This window comes from Pseudomonas sp. NY15181, from assembly GCF_048068055.1.
Classification (GTDB): Bacteria; Pseudomonadota; Gammaproteobacteria; order Pseudomonadales; family Pseudomonadaceae; genus Pseudomonas.
In genome coordinates this window covers 1-18,622 of the sequence record NZ_JBLUPT010000019.1, presented here as the reverse complement: position 1 = coordinate 18,622, position 18,622 = coordinate 1, and the positions used below count along the sequence as shown (strand labels likewise).

The window sequence follows — 18,622 nt, the reverse complement described above, 5'->3', positions numbered from 1 at the left end:
GGTTCGATTCCGCAGGGGCGGGTATTCATCAATGCACCTCCGCCATTTCGTCACGCTTGGCCAGCGACGGCTTTTTTGCCGCCACCTCGGTGGCCTCGATGAGGACCTCGGCAACCAGCTCGGCGATGTCCTTGATCTCTGGGCGCGGGGCGACCACGCCTTCGAGCATCGCGGTGCACTGTGGGCAGCCCACGGCCACCAGTTCCGCGCCGGTTTCCTTGATGTCGACCATGCGCATGTCGGGAATCCGCTGCTTGCCGGGGATGTCGGTGATCGGCGCGCCGCCGCCACCGCCGCAGCAGCGCGAGCGGAAGCCGGAGCGTTCCATTTCCTTGACCTGGATGCCGATGGCCTTGAGCACGTTGCGCGGGGCTTCGTACTCGCCGTTGTAGCGGCCGAGGTAGCACGGGTCGTGGTAGGTCACGCTGTCGGCCTTGCTCTGGCCGAGGTTCAGCGAACCCTTCTGCACCAGCTCGTCGATGAAGGTGGTGTGGTGCAGCACCTGGTAGTTGCCGCCCAGCGCGCCGTACTCGTTCTTCAGCACGTGGAAGCTGTGCGGGTCGCAGCTGACGATGCGCTTGAAGCGGTACTTGGCCAGGGTGGCGATGTTGCGCTTGGCCAGGGTCTGGAAGGTCGCTTCGTCACCCAGGCGACGGGCCACGTCGCCACTGTCGCGCTCTTCCAGGCCGAGCACGGCGAAGTCGACGTTGGCAGCTTTCAGGATCTTCACGAAGGCGCGCAGGGTGCGCTGGTTGCGCATGTCGAAGGCGCCGTCGCCCACCCAGAACAGCACGTCGGCCTGTTGCTTGTCGCTCATCAGCGGCAGGTTCAGGTCCGCCGCCCAGTTCAGCCGGCCGCCGGGAGCGAAGCCGCCGGGGTTGTCGGTGGCGATGAGGTTTTCCAGCACCTCGGCGCCCTTGTTCGGGGTCGCGCCCTTTTCCAGGGTGAGGTGGCGGCGCATGTCGACGATGGCGTCGACGTGCTCGATCATCATCGGGCACTCCTCGACGCAGGCGCGGCAGGTGGTGCAGGACCAGAGGGTCTCGGCATCCACCAGGGCCTTGCCGTCCAGCGCGACGATCGGCTGGTGCGGGCCGCCGCTGTGTTCGCCCAGCGGTTTGCCCGGATAAGGCGAGCCGGCGAAGTTGGCGTCGTTGCCACCGGCCAGGCCGATGACCATGTCCTGGATGAGTTTCTTCGGGTTCAACGGTTGGCCGGCGGCGAAGGCCGGGCACATGGCCTCGCACTTGCCGCACTGCACGCAGGCGTCGAAGCCCAGCAGTTGGTTCCAGGTGAAGTCGGTGGGCTTTTCCACGCCCAGCGGTGCCATGGGGTCGGCCAGGTCCAGCGGCTTCAGGCCGGTGGAGCGGCCGCCGCCGAAGCGCTCGGAACGGCGGTGCCAGGCCAGGTGCAGGGCACCGGCGAAGGCGTGCTTCATCGGGCCGCCCCAGGTCATGCCGAAGAAAAGCTCGGACACGCCCCAGGCCACACCGACCGCGAGGATCGCCGCGAGGAACCAGCCGCCGAAACCTTCGGGCAGGATGCCGGCCACCGGCAGGGTGGCGATGAAGAAGCTCGCCGAGAACATCAGCAGGCTTTTCGGCAGGCGCATCCACGGGCCTTTCGACAGCCGCGACGGCGGGTCGAGGCGGCGCTTGGCGACGAACAACGCACCGCAGAACATCAGTGCGGTGGCCGCCAGCAGGGCGAAGCCGAGGATACGGCTGTGCAGGCCGAAGCCGTGCACGAGGATGGCCAGCAGCGCGGCGAGCACGAAGCCGCCGGCGGTGGCCACGTGGGTCTTGGACATGTACTTGTCGCGCTCGACCACGTGGTGCAGGTCCACCAGGTAGCGGCGCGGCATCTTCAGCAGGCCGCCGATCCAGTCGACCTGGGCGGGCCGGCCACGGCGCCACATCGCGAAGCGCTTCACGGCGCCCAGCACGGCGAGGCCGAGGGCGGCGAAGAGCAGGATGGGGAGGATGATGTTGAGCATTTCTGGTCTCCCTACGGGACCTCAGGCGGCAGCGGGCGAGCCCCCTCGTGGAGAGGGTGAGGGTGTCACCGGTCGCGCCGCGGCGCTGCCTGCTCCACCCTCACCCCCCCCCTCTCCCGCCAGCGGGAAAGGGGGTCGTCCGTACCAGCCGGACATCACGAGGCGTGTCTTAGAAGTCCTTGCACAGACGCAGTGCGTCATAGATCGCGGCGTGGGTGTTGCGCTGGGCCACGCAGTCACCGATGCGGAACAGCAGGTAGCCTTCGCCCGGCTCGGAGAGGCACGGCTGCGGCTTGATCGCGAACAGCGCCTCGACGTCGATCTGGCCCTTGTTGCGCGAGCCCTGCTTGAGCGCGTAGTACAGACTCTCGTCCGGACGCACGCCGTTCTCCACGACGATCTGGTCGACCACCCGCTCTTCTTTCGCGCCGGTGTATTCGTTCTCCAGCACCGCCACCAGCTTGTCGCCCTCGCGGTAGACCTTCTCCAGCATCAGGTCCCCGGTCATGATCACTTCCTTGGGGTACATGCTGCGGTAGTAGGTCGGGAAGGTGGTGCCGCCGATGGCCACGCCCGGCTTGATGTCGTCGGTGACGATCTCGACCTGGGCGCCCTTGTCGGCGAGGAAGTCCGCCACCGACATGCCGCTGAATTCGCAGATGGTGTCGTAGACCAGCACGTTCTTGCCCGGCGCGACCTTGCCGTCGAGGATGTCCCAGCTGCTGACCACCAGCCCTTCCGCGGCGCCCCAGTGTTCGTTCTGCTCGAGGAACGGATGGCCGCCGTTGGCCAGCACCACCACGTCGGGGCGCAGGTCCAGGATGGTGTCGGCGTCCGCGCCGGTGCCCAGGCGCAGGTCGACATTCAGCCGCGCCAGCTCCAGCTGGTACCAGCGAGTGATGCCGGCGATCTGGTCGCGCTGCGGGGCTTTCGAGGCGGTGGTGATCTGCCCACCCAGTTGATCCTTCTTCTCGAACAGGGTCACGTCGTGGCCACGTTCGGCGGCGACGCGCGCCGCTTCCATGCCGGCCGGGCCACCACCGACGACCACGACCTTGCGCTTCACGCCGGTGGTCTTCTCGATGATGTGCGGCACGCCCATGTACTCACGACTGGTGGCGGCGTTCTGGATGCACAGCACGTCCAGCCCTTGGTACTGGCGGTCGATGCAGTAGTTGGCGCCGACGCACTGCTTGATCTGGTCGACCTGGCCCATCTTGATCTTGGCGATCAGGTGCGGGTCGGCGATGTGCGCGCGGGTCATGCCGACCATGTCCACGTAGCCGCCTTCGAGGATGCGCGTGGCCTGGTTCGGGTCCTTGATGTTCTGCGCGTGCAGCACCGGCACGTTGACCACTTCCTTGATACCGGCGGCCAGGTGCAGGAAGGGCTCCGGCGGGTAGGTCATGTTCGGGATGACGTTGGCCAGGGTGTTGTGGGTGTCGCAACCCGAGCCGACCACGCCGATGAAGTCGATCATGCCGGTGTCGCTGTAGTACTTGGCAATCTGCTTCATGTCGTCATGGGTGAGGCCGTCCGGGTGGAACTCGTCACCGCAGATGCGCATGCCGACGCAGAAATCGTCGCCGACTTCCTTGCGCACGGCCTTGAGCACTTCCAGGCCGAACTTCATGCGGCCTTCGAAGGTGCCGCCCCACTCGTCGGTACGCTTGTTGACGCGCGGGCTCCAGAACTGGTCGATCATGTGCTGGTGCACGGCGGACAGCTCGACGCCGTCCAGGCCGCCGGCTTTCGCGCGACGGGCTGCTTGTGCGTAGTTGCCGATCACGCGCCAGATCTCTTCCGGCTCGATGGTCTTGCAGGTGGCGCGGTGCACGGGCTCGCGGATGCCCGACGGCGACATCAGAGTCGGCCAGTTGAAGCCGTCCCAGCGCGAGCGGCGACCCATGTGGGTAATCTGGATCATGATCTTGGCCCCATGCTTGTGCATGGCGTCGGCCAGATTCTGGAAGTGCGGGATGATGCGGTCGGTGGAGAGGTTCACCGAACTCCACCACTCCTGCGGGCTGTCGATGGCGACCACGGAGGAACCGCCGCAGATGGCCAGGCCGATGCCGCCCTTGGCCTTCTCCTCGTAGTACTTCACGTAGCGCTCGGTGGTCATGCCGCCGTCGGTGGCGTACACCTCGGCGTGAGCGGTGGAGAGCACGCGGTTGCGGATGGTCAGTTTGCCGATCTGGATCGGCTGGAACATTGCCTCGAAAGCCATTGCGGCATCCTCACGGGATCAGAGGTTCTTGTTGTGGTGGCGGCCCGCTCGGGCCGCTCTTGCCGGTTCTTGTCAGCGGGCGGGATCAGAGCGGTTTGACGACGAACAGCCCGTCGTCATGGCCTTCCTCGGCGCCGCTGTAGACCTGCTCGGCGACGGTGCGGATCTTGCTGCCGCGCGCCTGGAGGATCTGGTCCATGGCACCGGCGAACCAGCCGGTGAACATGTAGTCGACCTTGCGGTTGACCTTGCCGTACACGTACACGAAGGCGGAGTGCTTCAGGCGGACCTCGGCGGTGCCCTTGTCCAGATCGATCTGCTCGATCTGGAACAGGCCCCAGCCGCGCTGGGACAGGCGCTTCATGTAGTGCTCGAAGACCGCGACGCCTTCGATGCCGTGGCACTCGGCTTCCTTCTCGCACCAGTGCCAGGCGGACTTGTAGCCGGCCTTGTAGAGGATTTGCGCATAGCGCTCGGCGCCCAGCTCTTCCTCGATGCCCATGTGGTTGTTGACGAAGAAGTGCCGCGGCACGTAGAGCATCGGCAGGGCGTCGGTGGTCCAGACGCCGGTTTCGCTGTCGACTTCGATGGGCAGTTCGGGGGCGTGTTTGGCCATGGTGGTAAAGCTCCGATTCTTTTGGCTCCCTCTCCCTTGGGGAGAGGGTTGGGGTGAGGGGTATGACGGGTGAGCGCCGCAGCCCTCACCCCGGCCTCTCCCAGAGGGAGAGGCGGAAAAACGGCTTATTCGCCCCAGACGTCGGCGAGGATCCTTACCCAGTTCTCGCCCATGACCTTGCGCACCACGCGCTCGGGCATGCCGCGCTTGAGCAGGGTCTCGGTGAGGTTGGGGAACTCACCCACGGTGCGGATGCCCAGCGGGTTGACGATCTTGCCGAAGTTGGTCAGGCGGCGGGCGTAACCCTTGTCGTGGGTCAGCCACTCGAAGAAGTCCTGGCCGTGGCCCTGGGTGAAGTCGGTGCCGATGCCGATGGCGTCTTCGCCAACGATGTTCATCACGTACTCGATGGCTTCGGCGTAGTCGTCGATGGTCGAGTCGATGCCCTTGGCGAGGAAGGGCGCGAACATGGTCACGCCGACGAAGCCGCCGTGGTCGGCGATGAACTTCAGCTCCTCGTCGGACTTGTTGCGCGGGTGCTCTTTCAGGCCCGACGGCAGGCAGTGGGAGTAGCAGACCGGCTTCCTGGATTCGAGGATGACTTCCTCGGAGGTCTTGGAACCGACGTGGGACAGGTCGCACATGACGCCGACGCGGTTCATCTCCGCGACGATCTCGCGACCGAAGCCGGAGAGGCCGCCGTCGCGCTCATAGCAGCCGGTGCCGACCAGGTTCTGGGTGTTGTAGCACATCTGCACGATGCCCACGCCCAGCTGCTTGAACACCTCGACGTAGCCGATCTGGTCCTCGAACGCATGGGCGTTCTGGAAGCCGTAGAGGATGCCGGTCTTGCCCAGTTCCTTGGCCTTGCGGATGTCGGCGGTGCTGCGCACCGGGATCACCAGGTCGCTGTTGTCGCGGATCAGCTTGTTGCTGGCGGTGATGTTGTTCACCGTGGCCTGGAAGCCTTCCCACACCGAGACGGTGCAGTTGGCGGCGGTCAGGCCACCCTTGCGCATGTCTTCGAACAGCTCGCGGTTCCACTTGGCGATGATCAGGCCATCGATGACGATGCTGTCGGCGTGAATTTCGGCTGGGCTCATCTTGGTGTCTCTCTAGTCAGGCAAGGCTTGTCAGGCTTGGTACGCCGGGACTTGTGCCGACGCTTTGAGGCAGGATATCCCTGGCACCGGAGGGGACCCGCTTCGAAAACGACCAGGGTCGTACCGAAAGCGTCAACCTCACGACATGGGCGACAGCGTTTGCGTCGCAGCGGGAAAAGCCGGGGGTGAAAGTGTCATTGCGGGGGCGCCGAAAAGCGTGCCAAACCCTGTAGGAGCGAGCTTGCTCGCGAACACGCTTCGGTACGGACTACGACGGGGAAATCGGGGGCACCCTCGCCCTCAAAGGGAGGAATAGGGCGATACGGCGGAACCAAACCCTGAGCAGCGGATGGTTCGCGAGCAAGGACTGGGCGCCCCCCTCGCTCCTACGAAGAGCGAAAAGCGACTTACGCGCTGAAGGTCAGCGCTTGCGCCAGCAGGCAAAGATATTCCACGCCACCAGGCCGGTGACGAAGGCGGAGCTGCTATAGAAGAGCATCGCGTCCACGTGGAATCCTCCGGAATGACGGCGCCCCGCAAGGGGGCGCCGGATGGAACCGTTACTCGCCCGCGACCAGGCGGGCGTGAGCGGACTGCTCGCCCAGGTTGTTGAGCATGCGCTCGCTGTACCAGTCGAGGAAGTTGATCACACCGAACTCGTAGGTCTTGGAGTACGGCCCCGGCTGGTAGGCGGTGGAGTTGATCCCGCGCTGGTTCTCTTCGGCCAGGCGACGGTCCTGGTCGTTGGTGGCATCCCAGACTTCACGCAGGCGAGCCACGTCGTAGTCCTGGCCTTCCACCGCATCCTTGTGCACCAGCCACTTGGTGGTGACCACGGATTCCTGCGCGCTGATCGGCCACACGGTGAAGACGATCATGTGGTCGCCCATGCAGTGGTTCCAGGCATGCGGCAGGTGCAGGATGCGCATGGAGCCCAGGTCCGGGTTCTTGATCCGGCCCATCAGCTTCTTGCAGCCCTGCTTGCCGTCCATGGTCATGGACACGGTGCCATCGAGCAGCGGCATGCGCACGATGCGGTTGCGCAGGCCGAAGCTTTCGTGGGCGTAGGGAATCTTCTCCTCGTCCCAGGCCTTGGTGCAGGCGGCGACCTGGTCCTTGAACGCCTGGCTGGCGCGCGGGTCGGTGACGTCGTCCCACTCCAGCAGGGTCTTCAGCAGCTCAGGGTGCGAACCGTTGCAGTGGTAGCACTCGCGGTTGTTCTCGATCACCAGCTTCCAGTTGGCCGCTTCGCGGATCGTGGTCTGCACCGCGACCTTGGTGTTCTCCATGTCGTACGGCTCCATGTAGTGCTCGAGCGTACGCAGGAAGTCGTCGATGGCCGGCGGGTTCTCGGCCAGGGAGATGAAGATGTAGCCGCCGGCGGTCTTCACGTTCACCGGTTTGAGGCTGTAGTCCTTCATGTCGAAGTCGGCGCCCATCTCGGTGCCGGCGAACAGCAGGCGGCCGTCCAGCTCGTAGGTCCACTGGTGGTAGGGGCAGACCAGCTTGGCGACCTTGCCCTTGTCGCTGACGCACAGGCGCGAGCCACGGTGGCGGCAGACGTTATGGAAGGCGTGGATCTTACCTTCGGCGCCGCGGAGCACGATGATCGGGTTGTCGCCGATCTGCAGGGTCAGGAAGTTGCCCTTGGCCGGGATCTCGCAGGTCATGCCGGCGATCAGCCACTCCTTGTGGAAGATCTCCTGCATGTCGATCTGGAACAGGCGCTCGTCGCTGTAGAAGGGCTGCGGCAGCGAGAAGCTGTGGTCGCGGCTCTGCAGCATCTCGGCGGTGGCCTTGCGGGCCGGTTCCAGCGGATCGCCCAGACTCAGGGTAGTGGTGACGTCCATCGGTAGGTCCTCATGCCGCAGCCTTGGGCTGCCGGCGGAAATTAAGTGGCTGATACGGTGTGCCACGCAGGGCGGTGGCGACAGGTGCCAGGCGCGCCGAGAGCGCCTTTGCCCGTCGTCCTCATACAACCGTGATGGGTTGCTCGGCTGAGGCTGAGTGTGGGGCCGCGCCCCGGAATGACCCTTATCCATGGGCGACACGACCGCATCCGTTTCCGACGCGCAGGCCCGCACGCCAGGCGGCAGGTCGCGATAAGCATGCAAATGTCGCTGGCAGGTAAATGGGCGCGACGGCCCATGTACACAATCGGCTCCATCAGGCATGCCGAAAGGCCCGTGCTTCAGCCGTCGCCCACTGGCGACGCGCACCGGCCCCGGCGCTGCCCCTACAAGGCCGACGACGGCCCGCGTGCGCGGAGAGACAGCATGTCGACGAACAACTTCCTCAATCCGGTGAACACCCAGACCTGGACCAACGGCCGCCACCTGGTGCGCTGCGTCAAGGCCATCCAGGAAACCTGGGACGTGCGCACCTTCTGCTTCGCGGCCGACCAGCCGCTGATGTTCTTCTTCAAGCCCGGCCAGTTCGTCACCCTGGAGCTGGAGATCGACGGTGTGCCGATCATGCGCTCCTACACCATCTCCAGCTCGCCCTCGGTGCCCTACAGCTTCTCCATCACCATCAAGCGCGTGCCGGGCGGCAAGGTCTCCAACTGGCTGCACGACAACCTCAAGGAAGGCGACGTGCTGCCGGTGCACGGCCCGGTGGGCAACTTCAACGCCATCGATTTCCAGGCCGACAAGACGCTCTACCTTTCCGGCGGCGTCGGCATCACTCCGGTGATGTCCATGGCGCGCTGGTTCTTCGACACCAACGGCAACGTCGACATGATCTTCGTGCACAGCGCGCGCACGCCCAAGGACATCATCTACCACCGCGAGCTCGACCACATGGCTTCGCGGATCAACAACTTCAAGCTGCACCTGATCTGCGAGAAGTACGAGATCGGCGAGACCTGGGCCGGCTACCGTGGCTACCTGAACAAGGCGATGCTGCACCTGATCGCCCCGGACTTCCTCGAACGCGAGATCTTCTGCTGCGGCCCCACGCCCTACATGCACGCGGTCAAGCGCCTGCTCGAAGCCGAGGGCTTCGACATGTCGCGCTACCACGAGGAAGCCTTCGGTCCGACCCCGCCGGAAGTCCGCGAGGAAGTGAAGGGGCTCGCCGCCGAAGCCGCCGAGGCGCCGGAAGTCCCGGCCGCCGACCTGCACCAGGTGGACTTCTGCGAAACCGGCAAGAGCATCCGCGTGGCGCCGGGCGAGACCGTCCACGCCGCCGCCGCCAAGCTCGGCCTGCACATTCCCAAGGCCTGCGGCATGGGCATCTGCGGCACTTGCAAGGTAATGAAGCGCTCCGGCGAAGTGGACATGGAGCACAACGGCGGCATCACCGACGAAGACGTGGCCGAAGGCTACATCCTGTCCTGCTGCAGCGTGCCCAAGGGCGACGTGGTGATCGAATACTGAGGGCGCGGCGCAAACGCCAGGCGCTCCCAGTAGTCCCGCCGCGGCAACTCTTCCGCCGGCAACCAGCGTCCGCCGCATGCCTGCAAAGGCTCGGCGGGCGCCTTCAGCAGTGCATCCAGCGCAAGCACGTAGCGCCCCGCCCTACTGGTTCCCACCGGACCTTCGCCACCGCTGCGGAACTGCAGGTCGGCATCGAAGGCCTCGAAGCGCGGCCACTCACCCAGGTCATCGCGATAACGGCGCAGCGTGTGCTCCCGCACATCGAGCAGCAGCAGGCGCCATTGGTCCGCGTCCAGGCCACTCTCCTCGAAACGCCCGACATGCCGGGTCAGCGCCAGGTAGCGGCCGTCGGACGACCAGATCATCGGCGCCGCCAGGTTGGCTACCCCGATACCCGAGGCGGTCAGCAGGTAGCCATTGCGGCTGAAGCCGGCTTTCACGTCCTCGTCCCGGTGAACGCTGTCGTAGTCGAAGCCCAGTCCCCAGGCCGCGTCATCCGCGGCCGGCGCCGGCAGGACGAAGCCGCCGTCGCTCCAGACGCGCGGCGGCGCATCGAGCCAGCGCACCTTGGGTAGACGCCGCCAGGCCTGGCCGTCGAACGCCACCCGTTCCTGCTCGTAGTAGAGCTGCCAGTCGTCCCGCCAGCGGCCGAAGTCGTGCCACGCGTGCGCTGCGGGCAAGGCTTCATCAAAGCGCCGCAGCAGGCCCGGATCGCCCTCTCCCGGCCCGCTGGGCGGCTGGTAGCGGTTGCGCCCGAGCAGGCGCAGCAGATGCACCTGGCCGTCGACGAAGCCTTGCAGGTGGAGATCGGCCAACGGCTCGTCGAGCCACTCCAGGCGTCGCTCCCGGCAGTCGAGGACGGCCAGGCGCTGGGGCAGCGTCGGTGCCTCGGCAAAGGCGACCAGGGCCAGGTAGCGGCCGCAATCGGAAACCCGGTGGTCGATCAGCCACTCGCCTTCCAGCCGCCAGTTGCCGAGCCGCAGCGCGTAGGCGCCCCGCTCCGCCTCGGCGTCGTCGCGCCGCCATTCCCAGGTCGCCCGCTGGCCGTCGGCCAGCGGCGCGCTCTGCAGCAGGCAGCCGGGCCTCCCGCCCGGCCCTTCGAGGGGCAGCAGGATCTCCAGGCGCGGCATGTCCGACTCGACCCAGCACGGCCGGTCATCCGCCCCATGGCCATGCAGCAGGAACAGGCTCGAGTAGCTGTGCGAGCCCAGCGTGCCGTAGCGCTCGTACGACAGGCAGGGTTGGCTGAGCACCAGGCCGAAGCGCGCCCAGCGGTCTTCCAGCGCCAGCAGCTCGGGCGTGCCGGCATGGGGTTCGCGAACCAGTGGGCTCCACGGCGCCCCCAGCGGCTGCACACCCCACTCGCGCCGCCAGAGCCAGTAACGATTGCCCCCCAGCGGTTCGCGCGCCGCCAGGAACGCCAGCGCCTGCCCGTCGTCCCGCCAGGCCATCGGCGGCTGGTGCAAGGGCAGGTAAAGGCCGCTCGCCTCCCCCTCTATCCAAAGCTCGGCCTGGCCGGCGCGCAACGGCGCGAACGGGTCGTCCAGCGCCAGCAGGCTCTCCGGCAGCCAGGGATGGCATTCCAGGCGCGGGCCTCCGGCCGGCGTCGGGAGCACCTGCGGCCGCAGGTCCGTAGCCCAGCGCTGCCACAGGCTGCGCGGCAACCAGAGATCACCGATGGCGACGAAAGGCTCGGCCTCGGCGGCGGCCTTGAGAGACTGCAGGTCGAGGCGCCGGGGAGCGTTCGAGGTCAGGGGGCTGCAGCGGCCAATCACCTCGGTTTCGGTGACACCGTCCAGCTCCCAGAAATCGCTCACCGCACAGCGGTAGAGCAGGCGCTCGCGACGGTCGAAGATCAGCAGCCCCCAGGCACCCCGGCTCGGCATCGGCGAGACGAAATGGCGGCCGTCGCTGGAAAAACGCGCCGAGGGATTACCGTCGGGAATGAAACAGCCGTCGGGCATCAGGTAGTCGCAGAGGACCGGGCCGCCCATGGCGATCTCGCCGCCATCGATCACCCGGATCGGTTCGCCCTCCGGCGTGCAATGCGGTGCTTCGCCACCCCAGGCACTGGCGCCGGGCGGCAGCGGTGCATCCAGCGGCTCGAGCTTCTGGCGTTCCAGGCGCAGGCCGCGCTCGAAGCGGATCTGCACCAGCATGCAGGCGACGATCAGCGCCAGGCCGCCACCGAATCCCGGCCAGAACCCTGGCAATGCCTGGCTCAACGCAAAAGCGCCGCCCAGCATCCAGAAGAACAGCGCCTGTTGCAGCCGGAACGGCACCTTGCCGCGCCAGCGGTCCATCGCCCATTCCGCACCCAGCAGCGCTAACCAGCCCAGGGCTACCAACAGCAACGGCAGCTGCGCAGCAAGGGCGACCAGCACACCGATCCAGGCGATCTCCAGCGCTGCCGTCAGCAGCAGTTGCCCGAGGGACTTTTCCGTCGTCCGCTCATCCATGATCTTTCCCACTCCGTTGGCAAACCCCAAGGGTAATCAACCCCCTGGCCGGTCACCAGCGCTCTCGTCCCGCGAGGTATCACTCACGAACCGCTGGCCGAAGCGGTCTCCGCCCAGCCGCAGGATGCCCACGGGCGACGGAGTGATCGAATTCTGATCACAGCCTGCCCCCATCCACCGCACACGTTACCCACTGACTTATCCACAGGCTTTGGTAGACCTGTCTTCAGGTCGGAGACACCTCCGGCCTGACCGAATGGCCGCCCCGATCCCGTCTGCAACCCGCATGCCACCTGGCTTTGGCAAACCGCGAGGGTGCGCCCGTAACGCGCGCGCAAGCGCGCAACCGGGGCACCTTCCGGGCCCCGGCCGCGACGACTATCCACATTCGCTCAGTCTTCTTCCGGCACCGCCCTGTAGCTGCTGGACAGGCGTTGCTGCACATCCTGCGGCACGGCGCTGTAGTGGCTGGGCAAGAGGTCGTAGAGCCCCTGCCCGGCGGTGATCGACTTGAGCCGGTTGGCGTAGCCCTCCAGCTCCGCCAGCGGCACCTGGCCGCGGATCAGCGCGACGTGGGCCGACAGCGACTCGGTGCCCATCACCTGGCCGCGCCGCCCCGTCAGGTCGGCGGTGATGTCGCCCAGGCGGGCATCCGGAGCGGTCACCTCGATGGTCACCACCGGCTCCAGGACGATCCCGCCGGCGTTGCGCAGCGCATCGAACATCGCCTTGCGTCCGGCGGCCTGGAAGGCGATGTCCTTGGAGTCCACCGAGTGGCTCTTGCCGTCGTAGACGGTGACCTTGACGTCGGCGACCGGGAATCCCGCCAGCGGACCTGCCGCCAGCGCCGAGCGCACGCCCTTCTCCACCGACACCATGAACTGGCCGGGAATCACCCCGCCCTTCACCGCATCGACGAACTCGAAGCCGCCGCCGCGCGGCAGCGGCTCCACGCGCAGGAACACTTCGCCGAACTGCCCGGCGCCGCCGGTCTGCTTCTTGTGCCGGCTGTGCCCCTCGGCCATGCGCGTGGCGGTTTCCCGGTACGGCACGCTGGGCGCGCGGGTCTGCACGTCCAGCTTGTACTGGCCGGCCATGCGCTCCAGCAGGTAGCGCAGGTGCATCTCGCCCATGCCGCGCAGCACGGTTTCCTGGGTGGACGCGTTGTAGTCCAGGCGCACGCAGGGGTCCTCGGCCTGCAGGCGCTGGAGAATCTCCGCCAGGCGCTGCTCGTCGCCCCGGCGGCTGGCCTCGATCGCCAGGCCCTGCATGGGCGTGGGAAAATTCAGCGGCTTGAGGCGGATATGGTCCTCGTCATGGGAGTCGTGCAACACCACGCCGTACTCCAGCTCGTCGACCTTGCTCAAGGCGCCGAAGTCGCCGGGGATCAGGTGCGGCACCTCCTCATGCTTCCTGCCTTGCAGGCGCAGCAGGTGGCCGACCTTGAACGGCTTGCGGCCGTCGCCGGCGAACAACTGCATGTCCCGCTGCACCGTGCCCTGGTGCACGCGGAACACCGCCAGGCGGCCGACGAAGGGGTCGATCACCACCTTGAACACGTGGGCCAGCACATGGCCCTTGGGGTCCGGGGTGGAATGGAAATCCTCCACCGCGCCGCTCTCGTCGGTGCGCACGAACAGCGGCGGGTTGCCCTCGGCGGGGTTGGGCGCCAGCCGCGCCAGCACATTCAGCAGCTCCGCGATCCCCGCGCCGGTACGCGCCGAGACGAAGCACAGGGGAATCAGGTGGCCCTCGCGCAGCGCCCGTTCGAAGGGTTCGTGCAGCGCCTCGGGCGTCACCTCGCCTTCCTCCAGGTAGTGCGCCATCAGCGCCTCGTCGACTTCCACCACCTGGTCCACCAGCGCCTGGTGCGCCTCGCCCACGGAGGAGAAGTCCGCCTTGCCGTCGGGCGCGAAGAAGCAGTCCACCACCCGCGTACCGCCGTCGGCCGGCAGGTTCAGGGGCAGGACTTCCTTGCCGAACGCCTCGCGCAAGTCCGCCAGCAAGCCCGGCAGGTCGACACGCTCGGCATCGATCTTGTTCACCACCAGCATCCGGCAAAGGCCACGCTCGCCGGCCCAGTCCATCATCCGCCGGGTAGTCAGCTCGACGCCGTTCTGCGCATTCACCACCACCAGGGCGGTCTCCACCGCCGCCAGCGCCGGCAGCGCGTGACCGATGAAGTCGGGATAGCCGGGCGTATCGATCAGGCGGACGTGCGCGCCTTCGTGCTCGAAATGCACCAGGGCAGCAGCCAGCGAGTGATGGTAATCGCGCTCCATCGGATCGGAGTCGCAGGCCGTGTCGCCGCGCTCGAGCGAGCCCATGCTGGCGATCGCACCGCTGCCCTGCAGCAACGCCTCCGCGAGCAGGGTCTTGCCGCTGTCGCCATGGCCGACCAGGGCAACCGTGCGGATCTTTTCCACCGAGTAACTGGACATGCTGATCTCCCGCCCCCCAGGGTTCCTGCTTCGCAGTTCATGGATTATAGGCAGTCGCTTCCGACGCCCATGGACGAAAATTGATCAGCCCGGCGCAGCCCAGCAGCCATCGCGGCTGCAGCGATCCATCCACAACCCGCCCACACCTTCCCGGCAGAACGCTGCACAGCCAATGTGGAAAACATCGCGCAAAAATTGCCGAAAGCCAGATTCCATCGGACTTTCAGCGATTGATCAAAAAACGACCTGAAACAACGAGCCCGCGCCCGGCGAGGCGTTCAGCGATCTGGGTACAGGTTGTCCACACCTTCTGCGAGATTCGCCCCACAGCCACTGTGGAAAGTTTCACGCAGACCGCGGCGATAGGGAAAAGTACCTGTGGATCAGTCAGTTGCACCTGCCGCTGATCATTATTCGAGCAAGGCCGTGCAAGCCTCGGCGGACGCGGCGCCAAGGATGTTTTCCACAGGCGGCTCACAGGAGGGTCAACACAATCCGGGGATAGCGCTGGAAACTTCGTGCACAGAATATCCGGGGAAATCGATACACAGGCCCGCAAGTAACTGAAAAGGCGTGACTGATCAAAAAATAACCTAGCTCGGTGAAGGCCCGGCGCATCAGCCTTGCAGACGCCCGCCAACAGATTTTCCACAGGTTGGCCATGCCTGCCTCCACAGCGACTGTGGAGATCTTCACAGCCCACTCGAATCCCTCTGAAAGCCGCGTAGCATAAGCGTTGCGCAAAAAATCCAGATAACTTTGCGGCGTTCACGAAGGCGCCACGCAACGGTAACCTTCCACTAGGTTGTCCACAGCTTTATCACAAGGCTGCCCCCAGTTTTTCGGTGAAATGCCGAAACAATGCGCCAGGGGCCTTCATGGCGGTGCAGGGCTATGCTGGTTTTCCCCCAGACAAAGGAGCCAGTCCGATGATCCTGACCACCACGCCCAGCATCGAGGGCAAGACCATCCAGGAATACCGCGGCATCGTGGTCGGCGAGGCGATCCTTGGCGCCAACGTGTTCCGCGACCTGTTCGCCGGCCTGCGCGACATCATCGGCGGCCGCTCCGGCGCCTACGAGAAGGAACTGGGCCGCGCGCGGGAGATCGCCTTCGAGGAGCTGAAGGAGCGTGCCCAGGAGCTGGGCGCCAACGCGGTGGTCGGCATCGACCTGGATTACGAGGTGGTGGGGCAGAACGGCAGCATGCTGATGGTCAGCGTGAGCGGGACGGCGGTGCGGGTATGACGGTCGTCGAATCGTAGGGCGTACAACCGTTCGCGGTTGTACGCCGATACGCCCGACTCATCGACAACGCCAAGGGTCGGCGGGGTCAACGGCCCTCGATTAACCCCGAGCAAACAGGCGACCAAGGCCAATCGGCGTATAACACGGAGCGTTATACGCCCTACGCTTCCGATGAGTTCGTGCCGGCTGACAGCATGGTCGCCCCCCTTCACCGAACGGTCCCCTCTCCCCCTGGGAGAGGGTGAGGGGCTTTTGCGCACACTTGATCAAACTTTGATCGAATCGTTGCAGGGCACGCCGTCCGTGACCTGCAGCCATTCATCCACAGGAAGGGGACAAGTTGCGCGAGCAACCGTCCCCAGCGCCTGGGGACAACTCAGGCGCCCATGACTTTCCGGATGTCGGCAGCCAGAGCCTCGACGCGGGCGATGTCGGTGTCCCAGGAGCACATGAAGCGCGCACCGCCGGCGCCGATGAAGGTATAGAAGCGCCAGCCGAGCTGACGCAGGGCCTCCAACGCCGGCTCGGACATCTGCAGGAAGACGCCGTTGGCCTCCACCGGGAACATCAGGCTGACGCCCGGCACATCCGCCACGCGCTCGGCGAGCAGGCGCGCGCACTGGTTGGCGTGGTTGGCATAGTGCAGCCAGGCGTCGTCCTGCAGCACGCCCACCCAGGGCGCGGCGAGGAAGCGCATCTTCGAGGCCAGCTGGCCGGCCTGCTTGCAGCGGTAGTCGAAGCCTTCGGCCAGCTCGCGGTTGAAGAACAGGATGGCCTCGCCCACCGCCATGCCGTTCTTGGTGCCGCCGAAGCACAGCACCTCGACGCCGGACTTCCAGGTCAGCTCCGCCGGGGTTGCGCCCAGCGACGCGCAGGCGTTGGAGAAGCGCGCGCCGTCCATGTGCAGGTGCAGCCCCAGCTCGCGGCAGGTGGCGCTGAGCGCCTGCAGCTCGTCCGGGCGGTAGACGGTGCCGACCTCGGTGGCCTGGGTGATGGTGACCACGCGGGCCTTGGGATAGTGGATGTCCTGACGCTTGAGGGCGATCTCGCGGATCGCCTCGGAAGTCAGCTTGCCCTCGGCGTTGGTGCGCGCCAGCAGCAGCTTGGAGCCGTTGGAGAAGAACTCCGGCGCGCCGCACTCGTCGGTCTCGACGTGGGCGGTCTCGGCGCAGATCACGCTGTGATAGCTCTGGCACAACGACGCCAGGGCCAGGGAGTTGGCCGCCGTGCCGTTGAAGGCGAAGAAGACTTCGCAGTCGGTCTCGAACAGCTCGCGGAAGTGATCGGAGGCGCGGGCGGTCCACTGGTCCTCGCCATAGGCGCGCTCGTGGCCGCGATTGGCCTCGGCCATGGCGGCCCAGGCTTCGGGGCAGATGCCGGAATAGTTGTCGCTGGCGAACTGTTGGGTGTTGTCGGTCATGGGGCGGCCTCGAAAAACGTTGTACGTCTGACAGCAGCGTAGCAACGGATAGTCGCTCGCCGCCGGAGGGGGCGCGGGGCCTCTCTAAAGGAGAGGCCGTGCGGTGGATCAGGGCAGCTTGGTCAGCGCCATCTGCTCGGAGATGGGCACGAACAGCTCGCGCAAGGACTGAGCGGTGCCGCCGTTGGGCTTGTCCGGCGAGGTCATGTTGAGCACGTAGCGGCCCTTGATCAGGCCGGTCAGGCTGGATTCGCCAGTCTTGTCGTCCGGCGCCGGCACGCTGATGGCCAGGGGGTCGCCCATGCGGGTGCTGTCGATCACCGGCAGGTACTGCTCGCCACCGAACTGCGCGGCGGTGCCGTTCTGCAGCGCGGCCTGGCGCGCCTGGTTGAGCAGCGAGACGTTCTTGGCGGTGGTGTCGCGCAGCTTGGCCTGGGCGGCCAGGTAGCGCTTGGCGGCCTCGCCCTGCTGGTCGGCGCCCGGCGCCGGCATGCCGGTGTCGGTGAGGGTCACGACCAGGCGCTGGGAGCCGTCGGTCTTGCCGTAGACGATGGTGGCGTCGTCGTAGCCGCACTCACGGGAGAGGTAGGGGTAGCCGTAGACGGCCTTGGCCGGCGGCAGCGCCTTTTCCAGCGCATGGCCGGTGCAGCTGTCGCCCGCCGGCGCGGCGGCGGCGGTGCTGGCGGCTTCGGGGGCCTGGGCCTTGGCGGGTTTGCTGTCGTCACCACAGCCCTGCAGGGTCGCGGCGACCAGCAGGGCGGAAAGCAGAGTCAGGGAACGGTTCATGGCGTCCTCGCATTTCGGAGAGCCGCAGTTTAGTCACTTGTCCTGACGGTTCCTATCGGCAGCTTCATTGCGAAGGTTTGCAAACCCAACGCCCTAGCGCTTCGTCATAACCGGCAACCATCAACGCCAGCCCTCCGTCGCGTGATTCCAGGCAGAAGGTCTTCATGAAGGTCGCACGGGCACCGTCGCCCACACTGTCATGCCCGCCCACGGTGACACGGTACATGCCGGGCGTCAGCGGTCGGGCCAGCGTCTTTTCCTTGAAGCCGGGAATCGGCTGGCCATAGGCGAAGCAGGTATCGCTGCGCAGCGGTACGCCCTGGGCAGGCTCGGCGCTGCCCGTTGCCCAGAGGGATTCGTAGGGCTCGCGGGACACCTCGATGTAGTGCACCGCCACCTGCCGCTCATCGACCTTCAGCGTGCGGTTGAAGAACAGGCCGGGCGACTTGAAGGCCTCGCCGCCGAAGCACAGGGTCGCGCCGCGCATCCAGACCGTCGCGTCGCCGTCGAACAGCCGGGACATGCCCCAGGCCGACACCTGGGGCAGCAGCAGGGCAAGGCCCAGCGACACAGGTAGATAGAAGCGCTTCATCCCCAAGGCTCCGCAGGTGGCGCCGTCCTGGCGCGGGCATGTCGCATTCTGACCCGCTACCGCGGGCAATTCCACGCGCCGGGTCGCTTCTGCGCCATCCACGCCATGTCGCAAACGCACCTACCCGTGGCGTACATAGGCATCTGGGTCCGCAGGGCCAGTCATACCATCGCAGACAAGAGGGCCACCCGGCCCTGCACCAGCCATTGGCGCGCGTCCCGCGCCGCAGGGAGACCCAGCGATGTTCAGCAAGCACGACCAGATCCAGGGCTATGACGACGAACTGCTCGCGGCGATGGACGCCGAGGAGGCCCGCCAGGAGGACCACCTCGAGCTGATCGCCTCGGAGAAC

At 66.3% G+C, this 18,622-nt stretch carries 13 protein-coding genes; 3 read left to right on the top strand and 10 right to left on the bottom strand.

Translation table 11 applies throughout. The features are described 5' to 3' along the window. Positions 1-28: 28 nt before the first annotated feature. The 5 genes from dgcB to gbcA form a co-directional block, all read right to left on the bottom strand. Entirely contained in the window at positions 29-1,996 is a 1,968-nt protein-coding gene (gene dgcB / locus ACNFBT_RS26770) for a dimethylglycine demethylation protein DgcB (RefSeq protein WP_416753807.1), read from the bottom strand. Positions 1,997-2,165: 169 nt separating this feature from the next. Beyond that, the gene (gene dgcA / locus ACNFBT_RS26765; RefSeq protein WP_416753806.1) at positions 2,166-4,226 is read right to left on the bottom strand and encodes a dimethylglycine demethylation protein DgcA; all 2,061 of its coding nucleotides are present in this window, start codon (positions 4,224-4,226) and stop codon (positions 2,166-2,168) included. Between the two features lie 85 nt (positions 4,227-4,311). Next, positions 4,312-4,842 carry a DUF5943 domain-containing protein gene (locus ACNFBT_RS26760; protein WP_416753805.1) on the bottom strand — a complete coding sequence of 177 codons (531 nt, stop codon included), beginning with the start codon at positions 4,840-4,842 and terminating at the stop codon, positions 4,312-4,314. A gap of 125 nt (positions 4,843-4,967) precedes the next feature. Continuing rightward, entirely contained in the window at positions 4,968-5,945 is a 978-nt protein-coding gene (locus ACNFBT_RS26755; RefSeq protein WP_416753804.1) for a dipeptidase, read from the bottom strand. Between the two features lie 560 nt (positions 5,946-6,505). Beyond that, positions 6,506-7,795 (bottom strand): glycine-betaine demethylase subunit GbcA, encoded by a 1,290-nt coding sequence (gbcA, locus tag ACNFBT_RS26750; protein ID WP_416753803.1) that lies wholly within the window; start codon positions 7,793-7,795, stop codon positions 6,506-6,508. A gap of 426 nt (positions 7,796-8,221) precedes the next feature. Between gbcA and gbcB the strand changes: the two genes are divergently transcribed. Beyond that, a complete protein-coding gene (gbcB, locus tag ACNFBT_RS26745; protein ID WP_416753802.1) occupies positions 8,222-9,325 on the top strand; it encodes a glycine-betaine demethylase subunit GbcB in 1,104 nt (367 codons plus the stop codon). On the opposite strand, the gene ACNFBT_RS26740 is transcribed toward gbcB, so the two are convergent. Both ACNFBT_RS26740 and fusA read right to left on the bottom strand, forming a co-directional pair. Further along, positions 9,271-11,784 carry a ferredoxin gene (locus ACNFBT_RS26740; protein WP_416753801.1) on the bottom strand — a complete coding sequence of 838 codons (2,514 nt, stop codon included), beginning with the start codon at positions 11,782-11,784 and terminating at the stop codon, positions 9,271-9,273. The two genes, gbcB and ACNFBT_RS26740, sit on opposite strands and share 55 nt — an antisense overlap. A 392-nt stretch (positions 11,785-12,176) precedes the next feature. Next, on the bottom strand, positions 12,177-14,225 hold the full coding sequence (gene fusA / locus ACNFBT_RS26735) for an elongation factor G (RefSeq protein ID WP_416753799.1): 2,049 nt from the start codon (positions 14,223-14,225) through the stop codon (positions 12,177-12,179). Positions 14,226-15,154: 929 nt separating this feature from the next. Between fusA and ACNFBT_RS26730 the strand changes: the two genes are divergently transcribed. Next, the gene (locus tag ACNFBT_RS26730; protein ID WP_416753797.1) at positions 15,155-15,472 is read left to right on the top strand and encodes a heavy metal-binding domain-containing protein; all 318 of its coding nucleotides are present in this window, start codon (positions 15,155-15,157) and stop codon (positions 15,470-15,472) included. Positions 15,473-15,848: 376 nt separating this feature from the next. On the opposite strand, the gene ACNFBT_RS26725 is transcribed toward ACNFBT_RS26730, so the two are convergent. From ACNFBT_RS26725 to ACNFBT_RS26715, 3 genes are all read right to left on the bottom strand, one after another. Continuing rightward, complete coding sequence (locus tag ACNFBT_RS26725) at positions 15,849-16,892, bottom strand: low specificity L-threonine aldolase (RefSeq protein WP_416753796.1); 1,044 nt, start codon at positions 16,890-16,892, stop codon at positions 15,849-15,851. A gap of 108 nt (positions 16,893-17,000) precedes the next feature. Beyond that, the gene (locus ACNFBT_RS26720; RefSeq protein ID WP_416753794.1) at positions 17,001-17,678 is read right to left on the bottom strand and encodes a hypothetical protein; all 678 of its coding nucleotides are present in this window, start codon (positions 17,676-17,678) and stop codon (positions 17,001-17,003) included. A gap of 64 nt (positions 17,679-17,742) precedes the next feature. After that, the gene (locus tag ACNFBT_RS26715; protein WP_416753793.1) at positions 17,743-18,270 is read right to left on the bottom strand and encodes a hypothetical protein; all 528 of its coding nucleotides are present in this window, start codon (positions 18,268-18,270) and stop codon (positions 17,743-17,745) included. A gap of 241 nt (positions 18,271-18,511) precedes the next feature. On the opposite strand from ACNFBT_RS26715, the gene ACNFBT_RS26710 reads away from it, so the two are divergent. Then, the coding region (locus ACNFBT_RS26710; protein WP_416753362.1) for a hypothetical protein at positions 18,512-18,622 on the top strand (111 nt) is incomplete at its 3' end.

Excerpts from the sequence above, each read along its gene's own strand:
- ACNFBT_RS26740 (WP_416753801.1), bottom strand. The coding sequence starts at position 11,784 with ATGGATGAGCGGACGACGGAAAAGTCCCTCGGGCAACTGCTGCTGACG.
- dgcA (WP_416753806.1), bottom strand. The coding sequence starts at position 4,226 with ATGGCTTTCGAGGCAATGTTCCAGCCGATCCAGATCGGCAAACTGACC.
- ACNFBT_RS26760 (WP_416753805.1), bottom strand. The coding sequence starts at position 4,842 with ATGGCCAAACACGCCCCCGAACTGCCCATCGAAGTCGACAGCGAAACC.
- gbcA (WP_416753803.1), bottom strand. The coding sequence starts at position 7,795 with ATGGACGTCACCACTACCCTGAGTCTGGGCGATCCGCTGGAACCGGCC.
- gbcB (WP_416753802.1), top strand. The coding sequence starts at position 8,222 with ATGTCGACGAACAACTTCCTCAATCCGGTGAACACCCAGACCTGGACC.
- ACNFBT_RS26720 (WP_416753794.1), bottom strand. The coding sequence starts at position 17,678 with ATGAACCGTTCCCTGACTCTGCTTTCCGCCCTGCTGGTCGCCGCGACC.
- ACNFBT_RS26755 (WP_416753804.1), bottom strand. The coding sequence starts at position 5,945 with ATGAGCCCAGCCGAAATTCACGCCGACAGCATCGTCATCGATGGCCTG.
- ACNFBT_RS26715 (WP_416753793.1), bottom strand. The coding sequence starts at position 18,270 with ATGAAGCGCTTCTATCTACCTGTGTCGCTGGGCCTTGCCCTGCTGCTG.
- ACNFBT_RS26725 (WP_416753796.1), bottom strand. The coding sequence starts at position 16,892 with ATGACCGACAACACCCAACAGTTCGCCAGCGACAACTATTCCGGCATC.
- fusA (WP_416753799.1), bottom strand. The coding sequence starts at position 14,225 with ATGTCCAGTTACTCGGTGGAAAAGATCCGCACGGTTGCCCTGGTCGGC.
- dgcB (WP_416753807.1), bottom strand. The coding sequence starts at position 1,996 with ATGCTCAACATCATCCTCCCCATCCTGCTCTTCGCCGCCCTCGGCCTC.
- ACNFBT_RS26730 (WP_416753797.1), top strand. The coding sequence starts at position 15,155 with ATGATCCTGACCACCACGCCCAGCATCGAGGGCAAGACCATCCAGGAA.